The 24,253-nt window shown below is 67.4% G+C and carries 25 protein-coding genes; 24 read left to right on the top strand and 1 reads right to left on the bottom strand.

Translation table 11 applies throughout. The features are described 5' to 3' along the window. Window position 1: 1 nt before the first annotated feature. Genes G6N67_RS24725 through G6N67_RS24695 form a run of 7 tightly spaced genes read left to right on the top strand, consistent with a single transcriptional unit; the run spans window position 2 to window position 6,548 of the window. A complete protein-coding gene (locus G6N67_RS24725) occupies window positions 2-1,201 on the top strand; it encodes an alpha/beta hydrolase family protein (protein ID WP_036428136.1) in 1,200 nt (399 codons plus the stop codon). Further along, on the top strand, window positions 1,198-2,400 hold the full coding sequence (locus G6N67_RS24720; protein ID WP_036428138.1) for a CaiB/BaiF CoA transferase family protein: 1,203 nt from the start codon (window positions 1,198-1,200) through the stop codon (window positions 2,398-2,400). The genes G6N67_RS24725 and G6N67_RS24720 overlap by 4 nt, the downstream gene beginning before the upstream one ends. After that, window positions 2,397-3,299 carry a hydroxymethylglutaryl-CoA lyase gene (locus G6N67_RS24715; RefSeq protein ID WP_036428139.1) on the top strand — a complete coding sequence of 301 codons (903 nt, stop codon included), beginning with the start codon at window positions 2,397-2,399 and terminating at the stop codon, window positions 3,297-3,299. Before G6N67_RS24720 ends, G6N67_RS24715 begins: the two co-directional genes overlap by 4 nt. A gap of 3 nt (window positions 3,300-3,302) precedes the next feature. Continuing rightward, window positions 3,303-3,923: a TetR/AcrR family transcriptional regulator gene (locus tag G6N67_RS24710; protein ID WP_036428140.1), complete on the top strand. Its 621-nt coding sequence runs from the start codon at window positions 3,303-3,305 to the stop codon at window positions 3,921-3,923. A gap of 20 nt (window positions 3,924-3,943) precedes the next feature. After that, window positions 3,944-5,188, top strand: a complete 1,245-nt coding sequence (locus G6N67_RS24705) for an acyl-CoA dehydrogenase family protein (RefSeq protein ID WP_036428141.1) — start codon at window positions 3,944-3,946, stop codon at window positions 5,186-5,188. Continuing rightward, window positions 5,185-6,165, top strand: a complete 981-nt coding sequence (locus G6N67_RS24700; protein ID WP_051578407.1) for a phosphotransferase family protein — start codon at window positions 5,185-5,187, stop codon at window positions 6,163-6,165. The genes G6N67_RS24705 and G6N67_RS24700 overlap by 4 nt, the downstream gene beginning before the upstream one ends. Continuing rightward, a complete protein-coding gene (locus G6N67_RS24695) occupies window positions 6,162-6,548 on the top strand; it encodes a DUF6285 domain-containing protein (protein WP_036428143.1) in 387 nt (128 codons plus the stop codon). The genes G6N67_RS24700 and G6N67_RS24695 overlap by 4 nt, the downstream gene beginning before the upstream one ends. A 7-nt stretch (window positions 6,549-6,555) precedes the next feature. Here the strand turns inward: G6N67_RS24695 and G6N67_RS24690 are convergent, their stop codons facing one another. After that, window positions 6,556-7,185 (bottom strand): class I SAM-dependent methyltransferase, encoded by a 630-nt coding sequence (locus G6N67_RS24690; protein ID WP_036428145.1) that lies wholly within the window; start codon window positions 7,183-7,185, stop codon window positions 6,556-6,558. 62 nt (window positions 7,186-7,247) lie between these two features. Here G6N67_RS24690 and G6N67_RS24685 point away from each other — a divergent pair, with 62 nt between their 5' ends. The 17 genes from G6N67_RS24685 (at window position 7,248) to nuoN (ending at window position 24,231) form a co-directional block, all read left to right on the top strand. Further along, window positions 7,248-7,658, top strand: a complete 411-nt coding sequence (locus tag G6N67_RS24685; RefSeq protein ID WP_036428146.1) for a nuclear transport factor 2 family protein — start codon at window positions 7,248-7,250, stop codon at window positions 7,656-7,658. Further along, the gene (locus G6N67_RS24680) at window positions 7,655-8,173 is read left to right on the top strand and encodes a YceI family protein (protein ID WP_036428147.1); all 519 of its coding nucleotides are present in this window, start codon (window positions 7,655-7,657) and stop codon (window positions 8,171-8,173) included. The genes G6N67_RS24685 and G6N67_RS24680 overlap by 4 nt, the downstream gene beginning before the upstream one ends. Before the next feature lie 64 nt (window positions 8,174-8,237). Then, complete coding sequence (locus G6N67_RS24675; protein WP_036428149.1) at window positions 8,238-8,636, top strand: Rv3143 family two-component system response regulator; 399 nt, start codon at window positions 8,238-8,240, stop codon at window positions 8,634-8,636. A gap of 174 nt (window positions 8,637-8,810) precedes the next feature. Beyond that, a complete protein-coding gene (locus G6N67_RS24670) occupies window positions 8,811-9,179 on the top strand; it encodes an NADH-quinone oxidoreductase subunit A (RefSeq protein WP_036428151.1) in 369 nt (122 codons plus the stop codon). Continuing rightward, window positions 9,170-9,724 carry a NuoB/complex I 20 kDa subunit family protein gene (locus G6N67_RS24665; protein WP_036428153.1) on the top strand — a complete coding sequence of 185 codons (555 nt, stop codon included), beginning with the start codon at window positions 9,170-9,172 and terminating at the stop codon, window positions 9,722-9,724. Before G6N67_RS24670 ends, G6N67_RS24665 begins: the two co-directional genes overlap by 10 nt. Window positions 9,725-9,783: 59 nt before the next feature. Then, window positions 9,784-10,410: an NADH-quinone oxidoreductase subunit C gene (locus G6N67_RS24660; protein WP_229478860.1), complete on the top strand. Its 627-nt coding sequence runs from the start codon at window positions 9,784-9,786 to the stop codon at window positions 10,408-10,410. Beyond that, window positions 10,410-11,747, top strand: a complete 1,338-nt coding sequence (gene nuoD / locus G6N67_RS24655) for an NADH dehydrogenase (quinone) subunit D (RefSeq protein ID WP_036428157.1) — start codon at window positions 10,410-10,412, stop codon at window positions 11,745-11,747. The genes G6N67_RS24660 and nuoD overlap by 1 nt, the downstream gene beginning before the upstream one ends. Window positions 11,748-11,821: 74 nt before the next feature. Beyond that, on the top strand, window positions 11,822-12,544 hold the full coding sequence (gene nuoE / locus G6N67_RS24650; RefSeq protein ID WP_036428159.1) for an NADH-quinone oxidoreductase subunit NuoE: 723 nt from the start codon (window positions 11,822-11,824) through the stop codon (window positions 12,542-12,544). Next, window positions 12,541-13,857 carry an NADH-quinone oxidoreductase subunit NuoF gene (gene nuoF, locus G6N67_RS24645; protein ID WP_036428161.1) on the top strand — a complete coding sequence of 439 codons (1,317 nt, stop codon included), beginning with the start codon at window positions 12,541-12,543 and terminating at the stop codon, window positions 13,855-13,857. The genes nuoE and nuoF overlap by 4 nt, the downstream gene beginning before the upstream one ends. A gap of 103 nt (window positions 13,858-13,960) precedes the next feature. Further along, window positions 13,961-16,348, top strand: a complete 2,388-nt coding sequence (locus G6N67_RS24640) for an NADH-quinone oxidoreductase subunit G (protein ID WP_036434128.1) — start codon at window positions 13,961-13,963, stop codon at window positions 16,346-16,348. Further along, the gene (gene nuoH / locus G6N67_RS24635) at window positions 16,345-17,568 is read left to right on the top strand and encodes an NADH-quinone oxidoreductase subunit NuoH (protein ID WP_036428162.1); all 1,224 of its coding nucleotides are present in this window, start codon (window positions 16,345-16,347) and stop codon (window positions 17,566-17,568) included. The genes G6N67_RS24640 and nuoH overlap by 4 nt, the downstream gene beginning before the upstream one ends. Continuing rightward, a complete protein-coding gene (gene nuoI, locus G6N67_RS24630; RefSeq protein WP_036428163.1) occupies window positions 17,561-18,085 on the top strand; it encodes an NADH-quinone oxidoreductase subunit NuoI in 525 nt (174 codons plus the stop codon). Before nuoH ends, nuoI begins: the two co-directional genes overlap by 8 nt. Then, on the top strand, window positions 18,082-18,873 hold the full coding sequence (locus G6N67_RS24625; RefSeq protein WP_036428165.1) for an NADH-quinone oxidoreductase subunit J: 792 nt from the start codon (window positions 18,082-18,084) through the stop codon (window positions 18,871-18,873). The genes nuoI and G6N67_RS24625 overlap by 4 nt, the downstream gene beginning before the upstream one ends. Beyond that, window positions 18,870-19,169 carry an NADH-quinone oxidoreductase subunit NuoK gene (gene nuoK, locus G6N67_RS24620; protein WP_036428167.1) on the top strand — a complete coding sequence of 100 codons (300 nt, stop codon included), beginning with the start codon at window positions 18,870-18,872 and terminating at the stop codon, window positions 19,167-19,169. The genes G6N67_RS24625 and nuoK overlap by 4 nt, the downstream gene beginning before the upstream one ends. 7 nt (window positions 19,170-19,176) lie before the next feature. Further along, the gene (nuoL, locus tag G6N67_RS24615; RefSeq protein ID WP_036428169.1) at window positions 19,177-21,081 is read left to right on the top strand and encodes an NADH-quinone oxidoreductase subunit L; all 1,905 of its coding nucleotides are present in this window, start codon (window positions 19,177-19,179) and stop codon (window positions 21,079-21,081) included. Beyond that, window positions 21,075-22,664 (top strand): NADH-quinone oxidoreductase subunit M, encoded by a 1,590-nt coding sequence (locus tag G6N67_RS24610; protein WP_036428170.1) that lies wholly within the window; start codon window positions 21,075-21,077, stop codon window positions 22,662-22,664. The genes nuoL and G6N67_RS24610 overlap by 7 nt, the downstream gene beginning before the upstream one ends. Window position 22,665: 1 nt before the next feature. Then, window positions 22,666-24,231, top strand: coding sequence for an NADH-quinone oxidoreductase subunit NuoN (gene nuoN, locus G6N67_RS24605; protein ID WP_036428171.1), 1,566 nt, complete (start codon window positions 22,666-22,668; stop codon window positions 24,229-24,231). Window positions 24,232-24,253 lie beyond the last annotated feature (22 nt).

The following is a 24,253-nucleotide window of genomic DNA, read 5'->3' as shown; positions in this document are numbered from 1 at the left end:
CATGACGACCACCGAAGCACCTGTGAAATTCGAGTACGACCGCATCCCGTACCTGGTTGCCTACCAGAACAATTCGTCCGTGCGTGACGTCTACGGGGGCATCGCCGAACTGGTGGTGCTGGAAAGCTATCTGCTCAAGCCGAAAACCAAGCCATCAGATACCGTGCTGATCTTCATGCACCCGATCGGCGGCGGCGCCTACCTGCCGATGATCAATGCGCTGGCCCGCGCGGGCCACCACGTCATCTACTGCAACAGCCGGTTCCGCGGCACCGACTCCGCTCTGCTGATGGAGAAGGTGGTCGAGGATCTCGGCGAGTGCGTCAAGGACGCCAAGAATCGGCTGGGCTACTCGAAGGTCGTTCTGGCCGGGTGGAGTGGTGGCGGCTCGCTGTCGGTGTTCTACCAGCAGCAGGCGCAACACCCGACGGTGACGGCCAGCCCCTCCGGGGACGGGCCCGACCTGACCAAATTGGGCCTGATCCCGGCAGACGGCCTCATGCTGCTGGCCGCGCACATCAGCAGGCACGGGACGATGACCGAGTGGATGGACGCGTCGATCCTCGACGAGAGCGACCCGACCAAGCGGGATCCCGAACTCGACCTGTACAACCCGGACAACCCGAACCAGCCGCCGTACACCCCGGAGTTCCTCGAGCGCTATCACGAGGCGCAGATCGCCCGGAACCGGCGAATCACCAGGTGGGTCAAGGAAAAGCTCGCCGAAATAAAAGCGAGCGGACGCCCCGGCGCAGACCTGGAAGAGTTCGCGTTCGTCGTGCACGGCACCATGGCCGATCCGCGCTGGCTCGACCCGACGGTGGATCCCAACGAACGCACCCCGGGGCAGTGCTATCTGGGCGATCCTCAGGTGGTGAACATGAGCCCGGTGGGCCTGGCCCGCTTCTGCACACTGCGCAGCTGGCTGTCGCAGTGGAGCTACGACGATGCCAACGGCGACGCGGTCAAAGCCGGCCCCGACATCGCGATACCGACCCTGGTGATCGGCAACCTCGCCGACGACGCGTGCACGCCGAGCCACACCCGCCGCCTGTACGAGGCGATCGGGCACACGGACAAAGAGATGCACGAGATTCCGGGCGCCAACCACTACTACTCCGGCCCCGACCAGCGCGACAAGCTGCGCCACGCGGTCGGGGTGTGCACGGATTGGCTGCACCGCCACGGGTTCTCGCAATGAACACCGGCGCGCTCGACGGCATCCGGGTACTCGAACTCGGCACGTTGATCTCGGGCCCGTTCGCCGGCAGGCTGCTCGGCGACATGGGCGCCGACGTCATCAAGATCGAACTGCCGAGCAATCCGGATCCCCTGCGCACGTGGGGCCAGGCCGAACTGGACGGGCATCACTTCTTCTGGACGGTCCACGCCCGCAACAAGAAAGCGATCACACTCGACCTGCGCGCCGAGCGTGGACGAGAACTCTTCTTGGAGCTGGTGGACCGCTCCGACATCATCGTGGAGAACTTCCGACCGGGCACCCTGGAGAAGTGGAACCTGGGCTACGACGCGCTACGCGACCGGAACAAGGGCATCATCCTGGTGCGGGTGTCGGGGTACGGCCAGACCGGCCCGGAGGCCGGCAAGGCCGGCTACGCGTCGGTCGCCGAGGCCGCCAGCGGGCTGCGGCACATGAACGGTTTCCCGGGCGGGCCGCCGCCGCGGCTGGCGCTTTCCCTGGGTGACAGTCTTGCCGGCATGTTCGCCGCCCAGGGCGCGTTGGCCGCGCTCTACCGGCGCACCGTAACGGGTGAGGGGCAGATCGTGGACACCGCGCTGACCGAAAGCTGCCTGGCGATCCAGGAATCCACCATCCCCGACTACGACGTCGGCGGCGTCGTGCGCGGCCCGTCGGGCACCCGGCTGGAAGGCATCGCGCCGTCGAACATCTACCAGAGCTCGGGCGGCAGCTGGGTGGTGATCGCGGCCAACCAGGACACCGTGTTCCGGCGGCTGTGCGCGGCGATGGGCCGGCCCGAACTGGCCACCGACGACCGCTTCGCCAACCATGTTGCGCGCGGGCGCAATCAGGACGAGATCGACAAGATCATCGCGGATTGGGCCTCCCAGCGGGAGCCGGCCGAGATCATCGCCACCCTGTCTGAGGCCGGAGTGATCAGCGGGCCGATCAACACCGTCGCCGAGGTGGTCGACGATCCACAATTGCGGGCCCGCAACATGATCGCCGACCACTGGGACGAGCGTGTGGGGCGTAACGTGAAGGGCCCCGGCATCGTGCCGGTGCTGTCCGGATCACCCGGCCAGATCCGCAATGCCGGCCCGGCACAGCCCGGGCAGCACAACGCCGAGGTGTTCACCGGGTTGCTCGGCCGCAGTGCCGACGAACTCGACAAGCTGCGCGCGGAGGGCATCATATGAACCTGCCGAGAAAAGTCGACATCCGTGAGGTCTGCCTGCGTGATGGCCTGCAGATCGAGAAGCCGATTCCGTTGGCGGCCAAAGTTGAGCTCCTCGAGGCCATCGTCGCCACCGGGGTCCGCGAGATCGAGGCGACCGCGTTCGTGTCCCCGTCCAAGGTGCCTGCGCTGGCCGACGCGCCCGAACTCGCCGCCGAGCTGCACCGGTTCCCCGATGTGGAGTTCTCCGCTCTGGTCGCCAGCCCCAACGGCGCGAGGCGCGCCGTCGCGGCGGGATTGCGGTCCATCGAGTATGTGGTGTCGGCGTCCGATGCCCACAGCGTGGCCAACGTCGGCCGCAGCACCACCGAGGCGACCGCGGCCATCGCCGATGTCGCGCGCGTGGCGCATGACGGCGGCGCCTCCGTCGAGGTGATCGTCGCGACCGCATGGGATTGCCCGTTCGACGGCCCGACTCCCCCGCAGCGGGTACTCGACATCGCCTCGGCCGCAGTCGAACTCGGGGTGGACCGGATCGCGATCGCCGACACCATCGGCACCACCACCCCGCGCCGTGTCACCGCGCTGGTCGAACAGATCCGCCCCCTGACCGACGGTCTGCCGCTCGGCGCGCATTTCCACAACACCCGCGGTGCGGGGCTCGCCAGCGCCTACGCCGCAGTCCAGGCCGGAGTGACCCGGCTCGACGCGTCGGTCGGTGGGCTGGGCGGCTGCCCGTTCGCGCCGGGCGCCAGCGGCAACATCGCGACCGAGGATCTGGTGTACCTGTTGCGCGACAGCGGGATCGAGACCGACGTCGACCTGACGCGGGCCATCGACGCGGCCCGCGTCGCACAGGAGGCCGTCGGCCACGAACTCACGAGCGCATTGCTGCGCGCCGGTGACCGGATCCTGGGCTGAGCCGTGGCCGGGGACACGTCGGGCACGCTCACCGCCAAGGGCAGGCAGACCCGGGCCGCCATCGAGGTCGCGGCGCGCAAGCTGTTCGCCGAACGCGGTTTTCACGGCACGACGCTCGCGGACATCACCTCGGCGGCCGGGAAATCGTCCGCGGTGTTCTACCGGTATTTCGACGACAAGGAAGACCTGTTGGCCTCACTGGCCGGATCGTTCCTGCACGACGTCGTCGCACCGTCGGGCCTGAGCGTGCCGCTACCGGACTCCCCCGCGGACAGCGAGTACTTCACCACCGTGGTCACCGGGTACTGGAACCTGTTCAAGCAGAACATCGGCATCATGATCGCCGTCGCGCAGCTGGGAGCCACGCAACCACGGTTCGCCGAAGTGCAGAACGAGTTCCGGCGCTTCGGCATCGACATCGTGGCAGCCTCCATCCGGCGAGCCCAGGACCAGGGATTCGCGCGGGATCTCAACGTGGAGCACACCGCAACCGCCATCGCGCTGCTGTTCGAGAACTTCACGGCCGTGATGGCCGGCGGCCCCGGTCTCGGCACCCCGATCAGCGATGCCGACGCCGTGACGACACTGACCACGATCTGGAAGAAAACTCTCTACGGCCGCTGACATCAGAAAGAGGAATCATCGTGGATTTCGCGTTACCGGAACACCTTCCGCGCCTGCTCGACGACATGGACGAGTTCATCGAGGCGCAGATCAAGCCCCTGGAACGCGAGCACATGCAGTATTTCGACCAGCGTCGCGAGTACGCGCGCACCGACTGGGACAACGGTGGCATACCGGCGCGGGCCTGGGAGGATCTGCTCGACGAGATGCGCAGGCGCGCCGATGCCGCCGGCTGGCTGCGCTACGGCCTGCCTGCCCGCTTCGGCGGTCGTGACGGCACCAACCTGGACATGGCTGTCATCCGGGAACACCTGGCCCGCAAAGGGCTTGGCCTGCACAACGACCTGCAGGACGAGTCGTCGATCGTGGGGAACTTCCCCCAGGTCATCATGATGGACCGGTTCGGCACCGAGGACCAGAAACGAGACTGGGTCGAGGCCATGATCACCGGGCAGCGGTCGATGGCATTCGGGCTGACCGAACCGGGTCACGGTAGTGACGCCACATGGTTGGAGACGACCGCCACGCCCGACGGTGACGGTTGGGTCATCAACGGCACCAAACGCTGGAACACCGGTGTGCACCGCGCGACCCATGACCTCATCTTCGCCCGGACCTCCGGGCAACCCGGCCAGGCCAGGGGTATCACGGCGTTCCTGGTGCCCACCGACGCCCAGGGATTCACGGTGCCGTTCTACTGGTGGACGTTCAACATGCCGACCGATCACGGCGAAGTGGTGCTGGACAACGTGCGGGTGCCTGCCGATGCGGTGCTCGGTGAGGTCGACCGCGGCCTGGAAGTCGGCCAGACGTTCCTGCACGAGAACCGGATTCGCCAGGCCGCCAGCAGCCTGGGCGCGGCCCAGTACTGCATCGACCGCGCCGTGGCGTACGCCAACGAGCGGGTGGTGTTCGGCAAGCCACTCGCGGTCAACCAAGCGGTCCAGTGGCCCTTGGTGGAGCTGCAGACCGAGGCCCAGATGGTGCGCCTGCTGGTGTATTACGCGGCCACTCAACTCGACGGGAACCATCACATGGAGGTTTCCGACAAGGTCTCGATGGCCAACTACCGAGCCAACCGGCTCGTGTGCGAGGCCGCCGACCGCGCGATGCAGGTCCACGGCGGGATCGGCTACAGCAGGCACGAACCGTTCGAGCACATCTACCGCCATCACCGGCGCTACCGCATCACCGAAGGCGCCGAGGAGATCCAGATGCGCCGGGTGGCCCAGCGCCTGTTCGGATTCGGCAAGGGCACGCGGTGACCGAGGCCGCCGAGCTGACGCGTGCCCTCGGCACAGTGCTGGCCCCGGTCCTCGGTACCGACGTCGCGGTGCAGAACCTGCGGGAGCTGACGGGCGGCGCGAGCCGGACCACGTGGTCGTTCGAAGCCGTGACCTCTTCGCAGCGGCGCACCCTGATCCTGCGCACCGGGCCGCCCGACGAGGTACACGCGGCGATGGAGACCGAGGCCGGGGCACAGCGCGCAGCGGCGGCGGCCGGCGCCCCGGTCCCGCACGTTCTGGTCGCCGACGATTCGGCTGCCGCACTGGGCAATCCGTTCCTGGTATGTGACTTCATCGCCGGCGAGACGATCGTGCGCCGGATTCAGCGACAACTCGACGACGCCGGCCGGGCCACGTTGCTGACCCAGTGCGCGCACGCGCTGGCCGCCATCCACCGCGCCGCCCCACCCGACGATCCCGCCCTGAGCCACCAGGACCCGCTCACCCAGTGGCGCGATCAACTCGACGAAATAGGTGACACCACAGCGACGTTCGAGTGGACATTCCGCTGGCTTGCCGAGCATCGACCGCAACCGTCTCCACACCGGTTGGTCCACGGCGATTTCCGGATGGGCAATCTCATCGTCGCCGGTTCGGACCTCGCGGCCGTGCTCGACTGGGAGCTCGTACACCTCGGCGAGGTCTACGAAGATCTGGCCTGGTTCTGCATCCGCGCCTGGCGATTCGGCGCCCCGCCGAGTCTGGGTGCAGGCGGTCTGGGCAGCGTCGAGAGCTTCCTGACCGCCTACGAGGCCGCGGGCGGGGCGCCCGTCGACCGCGACGCCATCCACTGGTGGCTCGTGTTGGCCACGCTGCGCTGGGGAATCATCTGCCGCTATCAGGCCGAGCGTCACCTCAGCGGGCAACACCGATCGGTCGAGCTGGCGGCGATCGGCAGGCGCGTCGCCGAAACCGAGTGGGATCTGCTCGGCCTGCTGGAGGGGGGCGAATCATGACGGGCCACTTCGGGCGGCCCACCGCCGGACACTTCGGGCGGCCCACCGCCGGACACTTCGGGCGGCCCACCGCCGCCGAGCTCGTCGCGGCGGTCGCCGAATTCCTCGACACCGAGGTGCGCGACACCGTGGGCGGCGCGGTGGGCTTCCACGCCAGGGTCGCGGCCAACGCGTTGCGGGTGGTCGAACGGGAACTGCTGGCCGACGCACCGGCCGCCGCGACCGCGACGCTGGCCCGACTCGGCTTCGACGACGAAGCTGCGTTCGCCGCGGCGATCCGGGCCGGTGCCCTCGACGATCGGGCCGACGAGGTCACGGCATGTCTGCGGCAGCTGGTCGCGCACCGGCTGGCTGTCGCGCATCCCGGCTATGACGAGCAATAGCAGCCGTTCAGATGCGGCGAGCCCGGGCCAGCCACGCGGGCTCGTCGACCCGGGTGCCCGCGGGCAGCCCGATCTCGTCTGCCTGTGCGGGCCCGACCACACCCCGATACGTCGTGGTGTCGAGGGCTTCCAACTCCCAGCCGTCGCCGAAGGCCCGCCGGATGACGTCCTCGCTGACCTCGGGACCGAAACCGCGCCCCGCGTCCGAGAGCGCCAGCACGTGCACCGTCCCGCCCGGTGCACACGCAGCATGCAGGCTTGCGACGTATCGGGGCCGGTCGGCATCGTCGAAGATGTGGAACAGCGCGCTGTCGAGGATGGTGTCGTAACGAGGGCCGTTGCCCAACTGCATGGCGTCGGCGACCGCGAATCGCGCGTCGATGCCTCGCCGGGCCGCGTTGTCGGTGGCCTGCGCGACGGCGTGGGGCGAGAAATCGATCCCGAGGACGTCATAACCGAGCCGGGTCAGCAGCATCGTGTGTTCGCCGGTGCCGCAACCCACGTCGAGCACCTTGCCGCGAAAAGCGCCACTGCGCTCCAGGTCCACGACGGCCGGTTGCGGTTCGCCGATCACCCACGGCGCGGTACGGGACTCGTAGGCTTCATCGAACAGGGAGAGGGCAGGTGTGTTGTCCATACGACCACTGTCCAACCTCGAGGGCACTTGAGGTCAACCCCGATCTGAGGAGGGCACATTCGATGTCAGTCACCGACGCCGACACGATCGACGCCGTTGCCGATCGGCTGTTCGACGCGATCGAACGCAGCGACAAGGCCGCGGTCGCCGATCTGTGGGCGGCCGACGTCACCGTGTGGCACGCCGGCGATACCAGGGACAACGAACGCGCCCGCGCGCTTCGGGTGATCGACTGGTTCATCGATGCCACCAGCGAGCGGCGCTATCAGGTGCTCGAGCGGCACGTCTTCGACGGCGGCTTCGTGCAGCAGCACATCCTGCACGCCACGGGCGGCAACGGTGCCTCGATCTCGCTGCGGGTCTGCATCGTGATCAAGGTCGGTGCCGACGGCCTGATCACACGTGTCGACGAGTACTACGACCCCAAGGGCATCGCACCGCTACTGGCAAAACCCGATGTGGAGGCATCATGACCAACCTGCAGGACACCATCACCGCGACCACCGGCACCTGGCGGCTGGCGCCCGACCGGTCCAAGGTGGCATTTCAGGCCAAGACCGCATGGGGGCTGGCCACCGTGACGGGTGCGTTCACCGAATTCAGCGGGGACGGCCAGGTGACCGGCGACGTGACGGGCCGGGTGGTGATCCGCGCGGCGTCACTACAGACCGGGATCGGCAAACGCGACAAGCACCTGCGCTCGGCCGATTTCTTCGATGTCGAGACCCACCCGGACATCGTCGTCGAGGTGACCGGCGCCGAACCCGGGACGACCGACACCGCGATTCTGCACAGCACTTTCACAGTGAGGGGCACGTCGCGGCCCGTCGAGTTACCCGTCGACGTGCGGATTCTCGACGGCACCGCCGTCCAGGTGTCCGGACACTGCACGGTGGACCGCGCCGAGTTCGGTGTCACGGGAAACCTGCTCGGGATGGTCGGTCAGAAGGCCGCCCTGTCGGCCACCCTGGTGTTCGTCCGGGCCTGAAGCGGCCCAACCGAATTCACCGACTTAGGCGGCCGGGCCCGGCGCACGCAGTAGCATCGGCACCATGGTCGGCCCCGCGCCGCTGCGCATCCTGGTGTACAGCGACAACCCGCGCACCCGCGAGCAGGTGCGACTCGCCCTCGGCAAACGCATTCATCCCGAGCTGCCAGAGCTGGACTACGTCGAGGTCGCCACCGCGCCGATGGTCGTCGCGCAGATGGATGCGGGCGGGTTCGACCTGGCCATCCTCGACGGGGAGGCCACCCCCGCGGGCGGCATGGGGGTTGCCAAGCAGCTCAAGGACGAGGTTGCCGACTGCCCACCGATTCTGGTGCTCACGGGACGTCCCGACGACGCCTGGCTCGCGAGTTGGTCGCGAGCCGAAGCGGCCGTGCCCCACCCGATCGATCCGATCCGCCTCGGCGACGCCGTCGTGTCGCTGCTGCGCGCACCCGCGCGCTGAAATTTCTCGCGAATTCCCATGCCGCCGTTGATTGTTCACGGCACGGCTGTAACCGCAGCGACTCGCTGCCCTGATAGTAACCGATACTAATCAAAACAAGTGGCGCGGGCCCCAATCCTCGCTAGGCTGTGGGTTAGCTCACATCGACAGCCACGAGGGGAGCGACCGCGCGGCATGAACCTGTACACGCCCATTCTGGTTCTCGGCGCGATTGCGGCTGCGTTCGCAGTGGTGTCGGTGGGGATCGCACTCGTCATCGGACCGAAGCGCTACAACCGGTCCAAACTCGAAGCGTACGAATGCGGTATCGAGCCGATGCCACCCTCGTCGTCGGGCGCCACCGGGCAGCGCATGCCCATCCGGTACTACCTGACGGCGATGTTGTTCATCGTGTTCGACATCGAAATCGTGTTCCTCTACCCGTGGGCCGTGGCGTTCGACAGCCTCGGGCTGTTCGCACTGGTCGAGATGCTGTTGTTCATGCTCACGGTGTTCGTGGCGTACGCGTACGTGTGGCGTCGAGGGGGCCTGAATTGGGACTAGAAGAACGACTGCCCGGCGGCATCCTGCTGTCGACGGTCGAAGCCGTCGCCGGATACGTCCGGAAGGGCTCGCTGTGGCCGGCCACGTTCGGCCTGGCGTGCTGTGCCATCGAGATGATGTCGACCGCCGGACCGCGTTTCGACATCGCCAGGTTCGGCATGGAGCGGTTCTCGGCCACGCCGCGCCAGGCCGACCTGATGATCGTCGCGGGCCGCGTCAGTCAGAAGATGGCGCCCGTGCTGAGGCAGATCTACGACCAGATGGCCGAGCCGAAATGGGTTCTGGCGATGGGTGTGTGCGCATCGTCGGGCGGGATGTTCAACAACTACGCGGTGGTTCAGGGCGTCGACCATGTGGTGCCGGTCGACATCTACCTGCCGGGCTGCCCGCCGCGACCGGAGATGCTGCTGCACGCAATCCTGAAGCTGCACGACAAGATTCAGCAAATGCCGCTCGGCGTGAATCGTGAGGAAGCCATCCGCGAAGCCGAGCAGGCCGCGTTGTCAGTTACTCCGACCATCGAGCTCAAAGGGTTGTTGCGGTGAGCACGACCAACGGCACTCCCAACGGCGACACACCCGAGGTCATCGGGGTGCGCCGCGGCATGTTTGGTGCGGCGGGCACGGGCGACACATCGGGCTATGGGCGGCTGGTACGTCCGGTCGCCCTGCCCGGCAGCACCCCGCGCCCGTACGGCGGCTACTTCGACGAGGTCGTGGACCGGCTGGCCGAGGTGCTCGGTGAGGAGCGGTACGCGGTCTCGATCGAACGCGTCGTGGTCTACCGCGACGAACTGACCCTCGAGGTCAGCCGCGTGCAACTGCCCGCGGTGGCCGGCGTGCTGCGCGACGATCCGCAGCTGCGCTTCGAGATGTGCCTCGGCGTGAGCGGCGTGCACTACCCCGACGACACGGGCCGTGAGCTCCACGCGGTGTACCCGCTGATGTCGATCACCCACAACCGCCGGATCCGGCTGGAGGCCGCGGCTCCGGACGCCGACCCCCACATTCCGTCGCTCTACGCGATCTATCCCACGACCGACTGGCACGAACGCGAGACCTACGACTTCTTCGGCATCGTCTTCGACGGTCATCCCGCGCTCACCCGTATCGAGATGCCGGACGACTGGGTGGGCCATCCCCAGCGCAAGGACTATCCCCTAGGCGGTGTCCCGGTCGAGTACCACGGTGCCCAGATCCCACCGCCCGACCAGCGGAGGTCGTACAACTGATGAGCACATCCACCATCCCGCCCGAGGGCGGTGAAACCGTCGTAGTCGTCGGCGGTGCAGATTGGGACCAGGTGGTCGCCGCGGCCAAGGCCGGTGCGGGCACCCAAGCCGGCGAGCGCATCGTGGTGAACATGGGTCCGCAGCACCCCTCCACCCACGGCGTGCTGCGGCTCATCCTGGAGATCGAAGGCGAGATCATCACCGAAGCCCGTTGCGGCATCGGCTATCTGCACACCGGGATCGAGAAGAACCTGGAGTACCGCAACTGGACGCAGGGCACCACGTTCGTCACCCGGATGGACTATCTGTCGCCGTTTTTCAACGAGACCGCGTACTGCCTGGGTGTGGAGAAGCTGCTCGGCATCACCGACGACATCCCCGAGCGCGCCAGCGTCATCCGGGTGATGATGATGGAACTCAACCGGATCACCTCGCATCTGGTGGCATTGGCCACCGGCGGCATGGAACTCGGTGCGATGAGCGCGATGTTCTACGGGTTCCGGGAACGAGAAGAGATCCTGAAGGTCTTTGAGGCCATCACCGGGTTGCGGATGAACCACGCGTACGTCCGGCCCGGTGGCCTTGCCGCCGACCTGCCCGGTGACGGCCTCACACAGGTGCGCGGGCTGCTCGAACTGTTGCCGAAACGGTTGCGCGACTTGGAGGATCTGCTCAACGAGAACTACATCTGGAAGGCTCGCACGGTCGGCGTCGGCTATCTCGACCTCACGGGGTGTGTCGCGCTGGGCATCACCGGGCCGGTGTTGCGCTCGACGGGCCTGCCGCACGACCTGCGCAAGGCCCAGCCGTACTGCGGTTACGAGACATACGATTTCGATGTCATCACCGACGACAGGTGCGACTCGTACGGGCGGTACATCATCCGGGTCAAGGAGATGCGCGAGTCGCTCAAGATCGTCGCGCAATGCGTCGATCGGCTCGAACAGCTCGGCCCGGGGCCCGTCATGATCGCGGACAAGAAGCTGGCCTGGCCCGCCGATCTCAAAGTGGGCCCTGACGGTTTGGGCAACTCCCCCGAGCACATCGCCAAGATCATGGGCCATTCGATGGAAGGGTTGATCCACCACTTCAAGCTCGTCACCGAGGGCATCCGGGTGCCCGCCGGCCAGGTGTACGTCGCCGTCGAGTCACCGCGTGGCGAACTCGGTGTGCACATGGTCTCCGACGGCGGCACCCGGCCGTACCGCGTGCATTTCCGTGACCCGTCGTTCACCAATCTGCAAGCGGTGGCGGCGATGTGCGAGGGCGGCATGGTCGCCGATGCGATCGCCGCGGTGGCGTCGATTGATCCGGTCATGGGCGGGGTTGACCGCTGATGAGCGCTTGCGCGAAGAGGAGACAGCACCGATGAGCCGCTTGCGCGACGAGACCGCGAAGAAAGAGGGCACACGTGAGTGAGGTCTTCCTGGAGTTGGGGCAGCGCCCCGACGAAGCCGGCCCGCCGATCCACGGGCCGGTTGCGTATCCGGAGGATGTGACGGCCCGGCTGGCCGGCGACGCCGAGCGCATCCTCGCCCGCTACCCGCACGCGCGCTCCGCACTGTTGCCCCTGCTGCACCTCGTCCAGTCCGAGGACGGCTGCCTGACCAGCGCCGGAATCCGTTTCTGCGCAGCCCAACTCGGCCTGAGCCCGGCCGAGGTGACCGCGGTGGCGACCTTCTACTCGATGTACCGGCGCACCCCCACCGGCGAGTACCTGGTCGGCGTGTGCACCAACACGCTGTGCGCGATCATGGGCGGCGATGCGATCCTGGAAGCGCTGGAAGAGCATCTGGACCTGGAGCCCGGGCAGACCACACCCGACGGCAAGGTCACGCTCGAACACATCGAATGCAACGCCGCATGCGACTACGCCCCAGTGGTGATGGTCAACTGGGAGTTCTTCGACAACCAGACTCCGTCGTCCGCACGGGATCTGGTGGACGGGCTGCGGTCGGGCAGCCCGCCCGACCCGAGCCGCGGCGCACCGCTGTGCACGTTCCGCGAAACCGCCCGTACGCTCGCCGGTTTGACCGATCCGCGCCGCCAGGGCGGGGCTCCTGGGCCGGCCACCCTCGCCGGGTTACGTGTAGCCGACGAGCGCGACATGCGCACACCGGAGGACCGGCCGTGACGCCGTTGACGCCCGTGCTGAGCCGGTTCTGGGACGAACCGGAGCCCTGGGCCCTGGAGACCTACCGGCGCCACGACGGCTATCGCGCGCTGCAGCAGGCGTTGTCGGTGCCTCCCGACGATGTCATTGCGCTGGTGAAAGATTCGGGTCTGCGTGGGCGCGGCGGCGCCGGCTTCCCCACGGGGACCAAGTGGTCGTTCATCCCGCAGGGGGACGAGGGCGCGGGCGCCAAGCCGCACTATCTCGTGGTCAACGCCGACGAGTCGGAACCCGGCACGTGCAAAGACATTCCGCTGCTCCTCACCACGCCGCACTTTCTGGTCGAGGGGGTCATCATCGCGTCCTACGCGATCCGGGCCAAACACGCGTTCATCTACGTGCGTGGTGAGGTGGTGCCGGTGTTGCGGCGCCTGCAGGCCGCGGTCGCCGAAGCGTACGAGGCGGGCTACCTCGGCACCGACATCGCGGGTTCGGGATTCGACCTCGAGCTCACGGTGCACGCGGGCGCCGGGGCGTACATCTGCGGCGAGGAGACCGCGCTGCTGGACTCGCTGGAGGGCCGCCGCGGTCAGCCGCGGCTGCGTCCACCGTTCCCCGCCGTGGCCGGGTTGTATGCGTGCCCAACGGTGGTCAACAACGTCGAGTCCATCGCCAGCGTCCCGCCGATCCTGCTCAACGGTGTGGACTGGTTCCGGTCGATGGGCTCGGAGAAATCGCCGGGCTTCACGCTGTATTCGCTGTCCGGCCATGTGAACCGGCCCGGCCAGTACGAGGCGCCGCTCGGGATCACCTTGCGCGAGCTGCTCGACTACGCGGGCGGGATCCGCAGCGGACATACGCTCAAGTTCTGGACTCCCGGCGGGTCGTCGACCCCGCTGCTCACCGGTGAACACCTCGACGTACCACTGGATTACGAGGGCATGGCGTCGGTGGGCTCGATGTTGGGCACCAAGGCTCTGCAGATCTTCGACGAGACGACGTGTGTGGTCCGTGCCGTGCGGCGCTGGACCCAGTTCTATGCACACGAATCGTGCGGCAAGTGCACGCCGTGCCGCGAGGGCACCTACTGGCTCGCGCAGATCTACGCGCGCCTGGAGACCGGCGCGGCGACCGAGGCCGACATCGACAAGTTGCTCGACATCTCCGACAACATCTTCGGAAAGTCGTTCTGCGCGTTGGGCGACGGTGCGGCCAGCCCCATCATGTCGTCCATCAAGCACTTCCGTGACGAGTACCTGGAGCACCTGGACGGTGGTTGTCCGTTCGATCCGCACGCGTCGACGTTGATGGCGACCGAAGAGGCGGGTGTGTAGATGACTTCTCCCGCGAGCAGACGCGTAGGTACCCCGGATGCGGGCATTTCGGGTACCTACCTGTCTGCTCGCGGTGGGACTCGCGGCAGGAAAGGAGGCACGCGTGACGCTGGCTGAACCCACCAAGGACACCCCGCCGGTCGAGATGGTGTCGCTGACGATCGACGGGGACGAGATCAGTGTTCCCAAGGGCACGTTGGTGATCCGAGCCGCGGAGTTGATGGGCATTCAGATTCCCCGGTTCTGCGACCATCCCCTGCTCGATCCGGTCGGCGCATGCCGGCAGTGCCTGGTCGAGGTCGAAGGCCAGCGCAAACCGCTGGCCTCGTGCACCACGACCGTCACACCCGACATGGTGGTGCGCACGCAGTTCAGCTCGGAAGCAGCCGACAAGGCGCAGCGCGGCGTCATGGAACTCCTGCTGATCAACCATCCGCTGGACTGCCCGATCTGCGACAAGGGCGGCGAATGCCCGCTGCAGAACCAGGCCATGTCGAACGGACGCCCCGAGACCCGGTTCACCGACGTCAAACGGACCTACCCGAAACCGATCAACATCTCCGCGCAGGTACTGCTGGACCGGGAACGCTGTGTGCTGTGCGCGCGGTGCACGCGCTTTTCGGCCCAGATTGCCGGTGACCCGTTCATCGAACTGCTCGAACGCGGCGCGCTGCAGCAGGTGGGCATCGCCACCGACGAACCGTTCCAGTCCTACTTCTCGGGCAACACCGTGCAGATCTGCCCGGTCGGGGCGCTGACCGGCACCGCCTACCGGTTCCGGGCCCGCCCGTTCGATCTGGTGTCCAGCCCAAGCGTGTGCGAGCACTGCGCTTCCGGATGCGCCCAGCGCACCGATCATCGGCGCGGGAAAGTACTGCGCCGCTTGGCCGGTGACGATCCCGAGGTCAACGAGGAGTGGAACTGCGACAAGGGTCGGTGGGCGTTCACCTACCCGACCGTCGGCGACCGCATCACCACGCCGCTGGTGCGCGAGGACGGCACGCTGCGTCCGGCCTCGTGGTCGGAGGCGCTCACGATCGCAGCCTCCGGTCTGCTTGCCGCGGCCGGAAGCACGGGCACCCTGGTCGGCGGCCGGTGCACTGTGCAGGACGCCTACGCGTACGCGAAGTTCACTCGAATGGTGCTGGCCAGCAACGACATCGACTTCCGCGCGAGGGCACACTCCGCGGAGGAAGCCGACTTCCTGGCCGCCCATGTGGCCGGACGGCCGATGTCGTTGCGCTATGCCGACTTGGAGCAGGCGCCGACCGTGCTGCTGGCCGGGTTCGAGCCCGAAGAGGAATCACCGATCGTGTTCCTGCGGCTGCGCAAGGCGGCCCGCAAGCACGGTGCACAGGTGGTGTCCGTCGCGCCGTTGGCCAGCCGAGGTCTGACGAAGATGTCGGGCACGCTGATCCCCACCGCTCCGGGCGCGGAGGCCGCCGCGCTGGATCGGTTGGTCGGCGACGAGCGGTTGCGCAGGCCGGGTGCGGTCATCCTGGTCGGCGAACGGCTGGCCACCTCGCCCGGTGCCTTGTCAGCCGCGGCCCGGTTGGCCCACGCGACCGGAGCCCGGCTCGCGTGGATTCCCCGCCGCGCCGGGGAACGTGGCGCAATCGAGGCAGGCGCGCTGCCCGGGCTGCTGCCGGGCGGTCGCCCCATCACCGATTCGTCCGCCCGTGCGCAGACCGCGCAGGCGTGGAACACCGCCGATCTGCCCGACGGTCCTGGCCGCGACACCGCCGCGATCCTCGACGCAGCCGCAGCGGGCACCCTCGCGGCCCTGCTGGTCGGCGGAGTCGAGCTCGACGACCTGCCCAACCCGCAGGCCGCACTGAAGGCACTCGAGAGGACGCCGTTCGTCGTGAGCTTGGAGCTGCGCGAGAGCGCGGTGACCGCATTGGCCGACGTCGTCTTCCCGGTGGCCCCGGTGGTCGAGAAGGCAGGCGCATACCTCAACTGGGAAGGCCGCGTTCGGCCGTTCGAGCCGTCCTTGCAGTCGAACGCCATCCCCGATATGCGGGTGCTGCACATCCTCGCCGACGAGATCGGTGTCGACCTCGGGTTGCCGACCGTCGCCGCCGCAGACGCCGAGCTCGCCGCCCTCGGTGCCTGGACTGGCGCGCGTCCCGACGCGCCGTCGGTTCCCGCCGCGCCCCCTGCCCACCCCGGACGGGGGCAGGCACTGCTGGCGAGCTGGCGGCTGCTGCTCGACGCCGGCCGGCTACAGGACGGCGAACCGTACCTCGCCGGCACGGCCGTCGCCCCAGCGGTCCGGCTGTCCGCGGCCACCGCGACCGAGATCGGCGCCGGCCCCGGCGATGCCGTCACGGTGCGCACCGAGCGCGGTGCCATCACGCTGCCGCTGGTCGTCACCGACATGGTCGACGGGGTGGTGTGGGTGCCGACGAACTCGCCCGGCTCGGCGCTGTACCGCGAACTCGGCGCGAGCCCAGGCGCCGTGGTGTCCATCGGGAGGGCCGATTCGTGACGTATCCGGACCCCACCCTGTTCGGCCATGACCCGTGGTGGCTGATCCTCGCGAAGGCCCTGGGGATCTTCGTGTTCCTGCTGCTGACGGTGCTGTCCGCCATCCTGATCGAACGTAAGGTGCTGGGCCGCATGCAGATGCGGCCGGGCCCCAACCGGGTCGGGCCATGGGGTCTGCTGCAGTCGCTGGCCGACGGCGTCAAACTCGCCCTCAAGGAAGGCCTCACCCCGGCCAGTGTGGACAAACCCATTTATCTGCTGGCCCCGATCATTTCGGTGATTCCCGCGTTCATGGCGTTCGCAGTGATCCCGATGGGCGGCGCAGTGTCGGTGTTCGGCCACCGCACGGCACTGCAGCTGACCGATCTGCCGGTCGCGGTGCTCTACATCCTCGCCGTCACCTCGATCGGTGTGTACGGCATCGTGTTGGCGGGCTGGGCGTCCGGCTCCACCTATCCCCTGCTCGGCGGGCTGCGGTCGAGCGCACAGGTGATCTCCTACGAGGTCGCGATGGCGTTGTCGTTCGCCGCGGTGTTCCTCTACGCCGGCACCATGTCCACCTCGGGCATCGTGGCGGCCCAGGATCGCGTGTGGTTCGTGTTCCTGCTGCTGCCGTCGTTCCTGGTGTACCTCACCTCGATGGTCGGCGAAACCAACCGTGCGCCGTTCGACCTGCCCGAGGCCGAGGGCGAGCTGGTGGGTGGGTTCCACACCGAGTACTCGTCGCTGAAGTTCGCGATGTTCATGCTCGCCGAGTACGTGAACATGACTACCGTTTCGGCGCTGGCCACCACGATGTTCCTCGGCGGCTGGCATGCGCCCTTCCCGTTCAACATGATCGACGGCGCCAACAGCGGCTGGTGGCCGCTGCTGTGGTTCACGGCCAAGGTGTGGGGGTTCATGTTCTTCTACATCTGGCTGCGCGCAACGCTGCCGCGGCTGCGCTACGACCAGTTCATGGCGCTGGGATGGAAGATCCTGATCCCGGTATCGCTGGGCTGGATCATGATCGTGGCCATCACCCACAGCCTGCGCGGCCATGGCTACCAGAACTGGGCCACCGGATTGATCGGCGCCGCGGTGGTACTGGCCGGCATCCTGGTCGCCGCGCTGTGGAAACCGTTGCGAGGCAATACCGTTCAACCGACGCCCGAGCAGAGCACCGGGGCCTATCCGGTGCCACCCCTGCCGGCCGTCAGCAAGGAGACCGCTGATGCCTAAGTTCCTCGACGCACTCGCCGGGTTCGCCGTCACGTTCGGCTCGATGTTCAAAAAGCCGGTGACCGAGGAGTACCCGGAGAAACCGGGCCCGGTGGCCGCGCGGTACCACGGCCGCCACCAACTGAACCGGTACCCGGACGGCCTGGAGAAGTGCATCGGCTGCGAGCTGTGCGCGTGGGCCTGCCCGGCCGACGCCATCTTCGTCGAAGGCGCCGACAACACACCCGCCGAACGCTTTTCACCGGGCGAACGCTACGGCCGGGTGTACCAGATCAACTACCTGCGCTGCATCGGCTGCGGCCTGTGCATCGAGGCCTGCCCCACCCGTGCGCTGACCATGACCAACCAATACGAGATGGCCGACGACAACCGGGCTGACCTGATCTGGGGTAAGGACAAGCTGCTCGCCCCGCTGCAACCCGGCATGCAGGCACCGCCGCACGACATGGCGCCGGGCAGCACCGACGACGACTACTACCTCGGCAAGATCTCGCCCATCACGCAGGCGGCCCCATGAGTCCTGTCTGGACGATCCTCGCCACAGAGAACGTGTCGCGGCTCACCGCGGAAGCCGCGGCCCGCACGACGACGTCCGAGGCCGTGATGTTCTGGATCCTGGGGACCGTCGCGGTGCTGGGCGGCGTCGGCGTGGTGGCCGCGCCGAAAGCCGTGTACTCCGCGGTGTTCCTGGCGTCGACGATGATCGCACTCGCAGTGCTCTACATCGCCCAGGACGCGTTGTTCCTCGGTGTGGTGCAGGTGGTGGTGTACACCGGCGCGGTCATGATGCTGTTCCTGTTCGTGCTGATGCTCATCGGTGTCGATCTGTCCGAGTCGCTCGTGGAAACCATTCGCGGACAACGTGTCGCGGCGCTGGCCGTCGGGATCGGATTCGGGATCCTGCTGATCGCGGGGATCGGCAATGTGTCCGTGGCCGGCTTCACCGGACTGGAGCAGGCCAACAGCGGCGGCAACGTCGAAGGTCTGGCCGCGCTGATCTTCACGCAGTACCTGTGGGCGTTCGAGTTGACCAGCGCACTGCTGATCACCGCGGCCCTCGGTGCGATGGTGCTTGCGCACCGGGAACGTTTCGAACGGCGCAAGACCCAGCGCGAACTCGCGATCGAACGATTCCAGGCGGGCGGACATCCCACTCCACTGCCCAACCCGGGGGTCTACGCGCGGCACAACGCGGTCGACATCCCGGCCCGGCTGCCCGACGGGTCGGATGCGGCCCTGTCGGTCAGCGCGATCCTGCCCAAGCGCACCGTCGTCAGCACCACCAATGGGAGGGAGGGTGAGTGAATCCCGATAACTATCTGTACCTGTCGGCGTTGTTGTTCACCATCGGCGCGGCCGGGGTGCTGTTGCGCCGCAACGCCATCGTCATGTTCATGTGCGTCGAGCTGATGCTCAATGCAGCCAACCTGGCGTTCGTGGCGTTCTCCCGCATGCACGGCCACCTCGACGGGCAGGTGGTGGCGTTCTTCACCATGGTGGTCGCCGCCTGCGAAGTGGTGGTCGGTTTGGCCATCATCATGACGATCTTCCGCACCCGCCGCTCGGCCTCGGTCGACGACGCCAGTCTGCTGAAGAACTAAGGGCGCCATGACCATTCCTGTGTGGCTGCTGATCGCCCTGCCGGCCGCCGGTGCCGCGGTGCTGCTGCTGAGCGGCAGGCGCTCGGACCGGTGGGGACATCTGCTGGGTTGCGCGGCGTCGCTCGGCGCCTTCGCCGTCGGCGCCGTGCTGTTCACCCAGATGCTGGGGCGCCACGGCGAAGAGCGGGCGGTCCACGAAGCCTTGTTCTCCTGGGTTCCGGTGGGCGGACTGCAGGTGGACTTCGGTTTGCAGCTCGACCAGCTGTCGATGTGCTTCGTGCTGCTGATCACCGGGGTCGGCTCGCTCATCCACATCTACTCGATCGGCTACATGGCTCCGGGAGCGGAGCGACCCGATGATGTAGGTCCGAGTCGACGGCTCTTTTTCGCGTATCTCAACCTGTTCCTGGCGGCGATGCTGCTGCTCGTACTGGCCGACAACTACCTCGGCCTGTACGCCGGGTGGGAGGGTGTCGGCCTCGCGTCGTACCTGCTGATCGGCTTCTGGTCGCACAAACCGTCGGCGGCCACCGCGGCCAAGAAGGCGTTCGTCGTCAACCGCGTCGGCGACATGGGCCTGGCGATCGCGCTCATGATCATGTTCGCGTCGATCGGCTCGATCTCGTTCGCGGGCGTGTTCACGGCCGCTCCGGCACTGAGCGAGGCCACCCTCACCGCGATCGGGCTGCTCCTGCTGCTGGGGGCGTGCGGCAAATCGGCACAGGTACCGCTGCAGTCCTGGCTGGGCGATGCGATGGAGGGTCCGACGCCCGTGTCGGCACTCATCCACGCGGCCACCATGGTCACCGCGGGCGTCTACCTGATCGTGCGGTCCGGGCCCATCTTCGATCTGGCCCCCGGCGCGCAGACCGGCGTCGTCATCGTCGGCGCCGTCACGCTGCTGTTCGGTGCGATCATCGGCTGCGCCAAGGACGACATCAAAAAGGCGCTGGCCGCTTCCACCATGAGCCAGATCGGCTACATGGTGCTGGCTGCCGGATTGGGCCCGGCCGGTTACGCATTCGCGATCATGCACCTGCTCACCCACGGCTTCTTCAAGGCCGGGTTGTTCCTCGGCGCGGGCTCGGTCATGCACGCCATGGACGACGAGGTGAACATGCGTCGCTACGGCGGGCTGCGCAAGGCGCTGCCGATCACGTTCGCGACCTTCGGGCTCGGTTACCTCGCGATCATCGGCGTACCACCGCTGGCCGGATTCTTCTCGAAGGACAGCATCATCGAGGCCGCGCTCGGCGCCGGCGGGGCCCGCGGGCTGGTCCTCGGCGGCGCGGCGATCCTGGGCGCCGGGATCACCGCGTTCTACATGACGCGCGTGATGCTGATGACGTTCTTCGGCGAGAAGCGTTGGGCTGAGGACACGCATCCCCATGAGGCCCCGGCCGTCATGACCTGGCCCATGATCCTGCTCGCCGTCGGCTCGGTGTTCTCCGGTGCGGCGCTGGCGATCGGCGGCACGCTGTCGCACTGGCTCGAGCCGGTCGTCGGCGCCCACGAGGCGCATCATGCCGTTCCGGCGTGGGTCGTCACTGTCGTGGTGCTCGCGGTCGTCGCGGTCGGCATCGCGATCGCCTACCGCATGTACGCGCAGCAGCCGGTTCCGGCCGAGGTGCCCGGTGGTTCCGCACTCACGGTGGCGGCCCGGCGCGATCTGTACGGCGACGCCTTCAACGAGGCGGTGTTCATGCGGGGCGGCCAAGCCTTGACCGCAGCCTTGGAGGAAGTCGACGACAAGGGTGTCGACGGTACCGCGACGGGGCTCGCGGCGCTCGTCGGCCGAACGTCGGATGGGTTGCGGCGGTTGCAGACCGGCTTCGCCCGGTCGTACGCGCTGTCGATGCTCGGCGGGGCAGCACTGGTGGTTGCGGCGATCCTGGCGGTGAGACTGTGGTGACGACGATTCCGTGGCTCACGGTGCTGTGGGCCGTTCCGATGGTCGGTGCGGCCGTGGTGATCCTCCTGCCGGCCGCGCAGCAGGTGCTCGCCAAGTGGCTCGCATTGGCCATCTCGGTGGCTGTGCTGATCCTGGCCGTGGGGCTCGCGGTAGGCTTCGATCCCGCGGGCGAGCAGTATCAGTACGTCGAATCCCGGGAGTGGATACCGTCTTTCGGCACGGGTTACATCCTCGGGATCGACGGCATCGCGCTCGCGCTGGTGGTGCTCACGGCGGTGCTGGTACCGCTGCTGATCGTTGCGGGCTGGAACGATGCCGCGGGCAGATCCGGGTTGGCCGGCCGGTCGGTCGGTGCGTACCTCGCCCTGACCCTGGCCGTCGAGGGCATGGTGTTCATGTCGCTCGTGGCGCTCGACATCCTGCTGTTCTACGTGTTCTTCGAAGCCATGTTGATTCCCATGTATTTCCTCATCGGGGGTTTCGGCGGCGAGAACCGTTCCAAGGCGGCCGTGAAGTTCCTGCTGTACAACCTGTTCGGCGGCCTGGTGATGCTGGCCGCGGTGATCGGGCTGTACGTGGTGACGGCGGGCAGCGACGCGTTCGCGTCGGGCACCTTCGATTTCCGGGAGATCGTCGCGGCGGTGTCCTCCGGCGCATTCGTGGTCGAACCGGCGGTGCTGAACCTGCTGTTCGCTGGATTCATGTTCGCGTTCGCCGTGAAAGCCCCGCTGTGGCCGTTCCACCGCTGGTTACCCGACGCCGCCGTGGAGGCCACCCCGGCCAGCGCGGTGCTCATGATGGCCATCATGGACAAGGTCGGCACGTTCGGCATGCTGCGCTACTGTCTGCAGTTGTTCCCTGACGCGTCAACCTATTTCCGCCCGCTGATTGTCACGCTCGCCGTGATCGGCATCGTCTACGGCGCGGTGCTGGCGATCGGCCAGACCGATGTCATGCGGCTGATCGCCTATACGTCGATCTCGCACTTCGGCTTCATCATCCTCGGCATCTTCGCGATGACCAGCCAGGGTCAGTCCGGGTCGACGCTCTATATGGTCAATCACGGGATCTCCACGGCCGCCCTGTTCCTGATCGCCGGTTTCCTGGTGTCGCGCCGTGGCTCCCGCTTGATCGACGCCTATGGCGGCGTGCAGAAGGTGGCACCCGTCCTCGCGGGTACGTTCCTGGTGGCCGGGCTGGCGACGCTGTCGTTGCCCGGCCTGGCGCCGTTCATCAGTGAATTCCTGGTGCTCATCGGAACGTTCACGCGTTATCCGGTGGTCGCGGTGTTCGCCGCCACCGCGCTGGTGCTGTCGGCGGTCTACATCCTGTGGATGTACCAGCGGATGATGACCGGCCCGCTCCATGAAGGTCTCGTCGACGACGAGCACAAAGTGCGCGACCTGGTGCCGCGCGAACTGGTCGTCGTAGCACCGCTGATCGCACTGCTGCTGGTGCTGGGCATCTATCCCAAACCCGCACTCGACGTGATCAATCCGGCCGTCGAGCACACCCTGACCACCATCGGTCAGACCGATCCGCCACCACAGGTGGTGCCCAAGATGGCAGAGGGGGTCCGCTGACATGGTCACACCCAGCGTCGAATACGGCCTGCTCTCCCCCATGCTGATCGTGTTCGGCGTGGCCGTCGCCGGTGTCCTCATCGAGGCGTTCGCGCCCAGGCAGAGCCGCTACGCCGCGCAACTGACCCTCGCGGTCGGCGGTCTGCTCGCCGCCGGCGTGGCGGTGGCGCTGGTCGCGCGCGATCTGCAAGGCGGCCCCGGGAAAGCCGCCGTGGTCGGTGCCGTCGTCCTCGACGCGCCCGCGCTGTTCCTGCAGGGCACGATTCTGGTGGTCGGCATCCTGGGGATCCTGCTGATCGCCGAGCGCGAGGTTTCCGCTGAATCGGATCGCGGAGCACGGGGATTGGACGGTTTCACCCCCCAGGCCTCGGCCGTGGCGGGCAGCGTCGCCGAGCAACTGGCCACCAAGGCCGGCGTCATGCAGACCGAGGTCTTCCCGCTGACCATGTTCGCGATCGGCGGCATGCTGCTGTTCCCCGCGGCCAACGACCTGCTGACCATGTTCATCGCGTTGGAGGTTTTGTCGCTCCCGCTGTATCTGCTGTGCGGGCTGGCGCGGCGGCGGCGACTGCTGTCACAGGAAGCCGCACTGAAATACTTTCTGCTCGGCGCCTTCTCGTCCGGGTTCTTCATCTACGGCGCGGCCATGCTGTACGGCTACGCAGGCACGCTGCGGCTGGGCGGCATCGCCGACGCGGTGGACCAGGGTTCGGGCAATACCTCGCTGGCGTTGATCGGCACCGGCCTGGTGCTCGTCGGTGTGCTGTTCAAAGTCGGTGCGGTGCCGTTCCATTCGTGGATACCCGATGTGTACCAGGGCGCACCGACCGCGATCACCGCGTTCATGGCGGCGGCGACCAAGATCGCGGCGTTCGGAGCGATGCTGCGACTCTTCTACGTCGCACTGCCTCACTTGCGCGACGACTGGCGGCCGGTGCTGTGGGCCATCGCGATCCTGACCATGGTGATCGGCACCCTCACAGCCGTCACGCAATCCGACGTCAAACGCATGCTGGCGTACTCGGCGATCGCACACTCGGGGTTCATCCTCACGGGCGTGATCGCGGCCAACCCGGCAGGGGTGTCATCGACGTTGTTCTACCTGTTCGCCTACGGGTTCAGCACAGTCGGTGCGTTCGCGGTCGTCGGACTGGTCCGCAACGCCGCCGGCGATGAGGCCACCGCCATGGCCCAGTGGGCAGGTCTGGGCCGGCGGTATCCGATTGTCGGCGTGGTGTTCTCGCTGTTTCTGCTGGCGTTCGCTGGCATTCCGCTGACCAGCGGGTTCGTCAGCAAGTTCGCGGTGTTCAAGGCCGCGGGCACCGGCGGCGCGATCCCGCTGGTGGTGATCGGTGTCGTCGCGAGCGCCGTCGCAGCCTACTTCTACGTGCGGGTGATCGTGTTGATGTTCTTCACCGATCCGCCCGAGGACGCACCCGAGGTCGTGGTACCGAGCGGGCTCACGACGGCGGTCGTGACGGTCACCGCGGCCGTGACGTTCGCGCTCGGCGCGCTGCCCCAGCCGCTGCTGGACCTGGCCAACAACGCGGAGACGTTCCTGCGCTGAGTTCTTCACTCGCGCAAAGGAG

It is taken from the genome of Mycolicibacterium mageritense (assembly GCF_010727475.1).
GTDB classification, from domain to species: Bacteria; Actinomycetota; Actinomycetes; order Mycobacteriales; family Mycobacteriaceae; genus Mycobacterium; species Mycobacterium mageritense.
The sequence above is the reverse complement of the archived record's forward strand: the minus strand, read 5'-3'. Positions and strand labels throughout refer to the sequence as shown.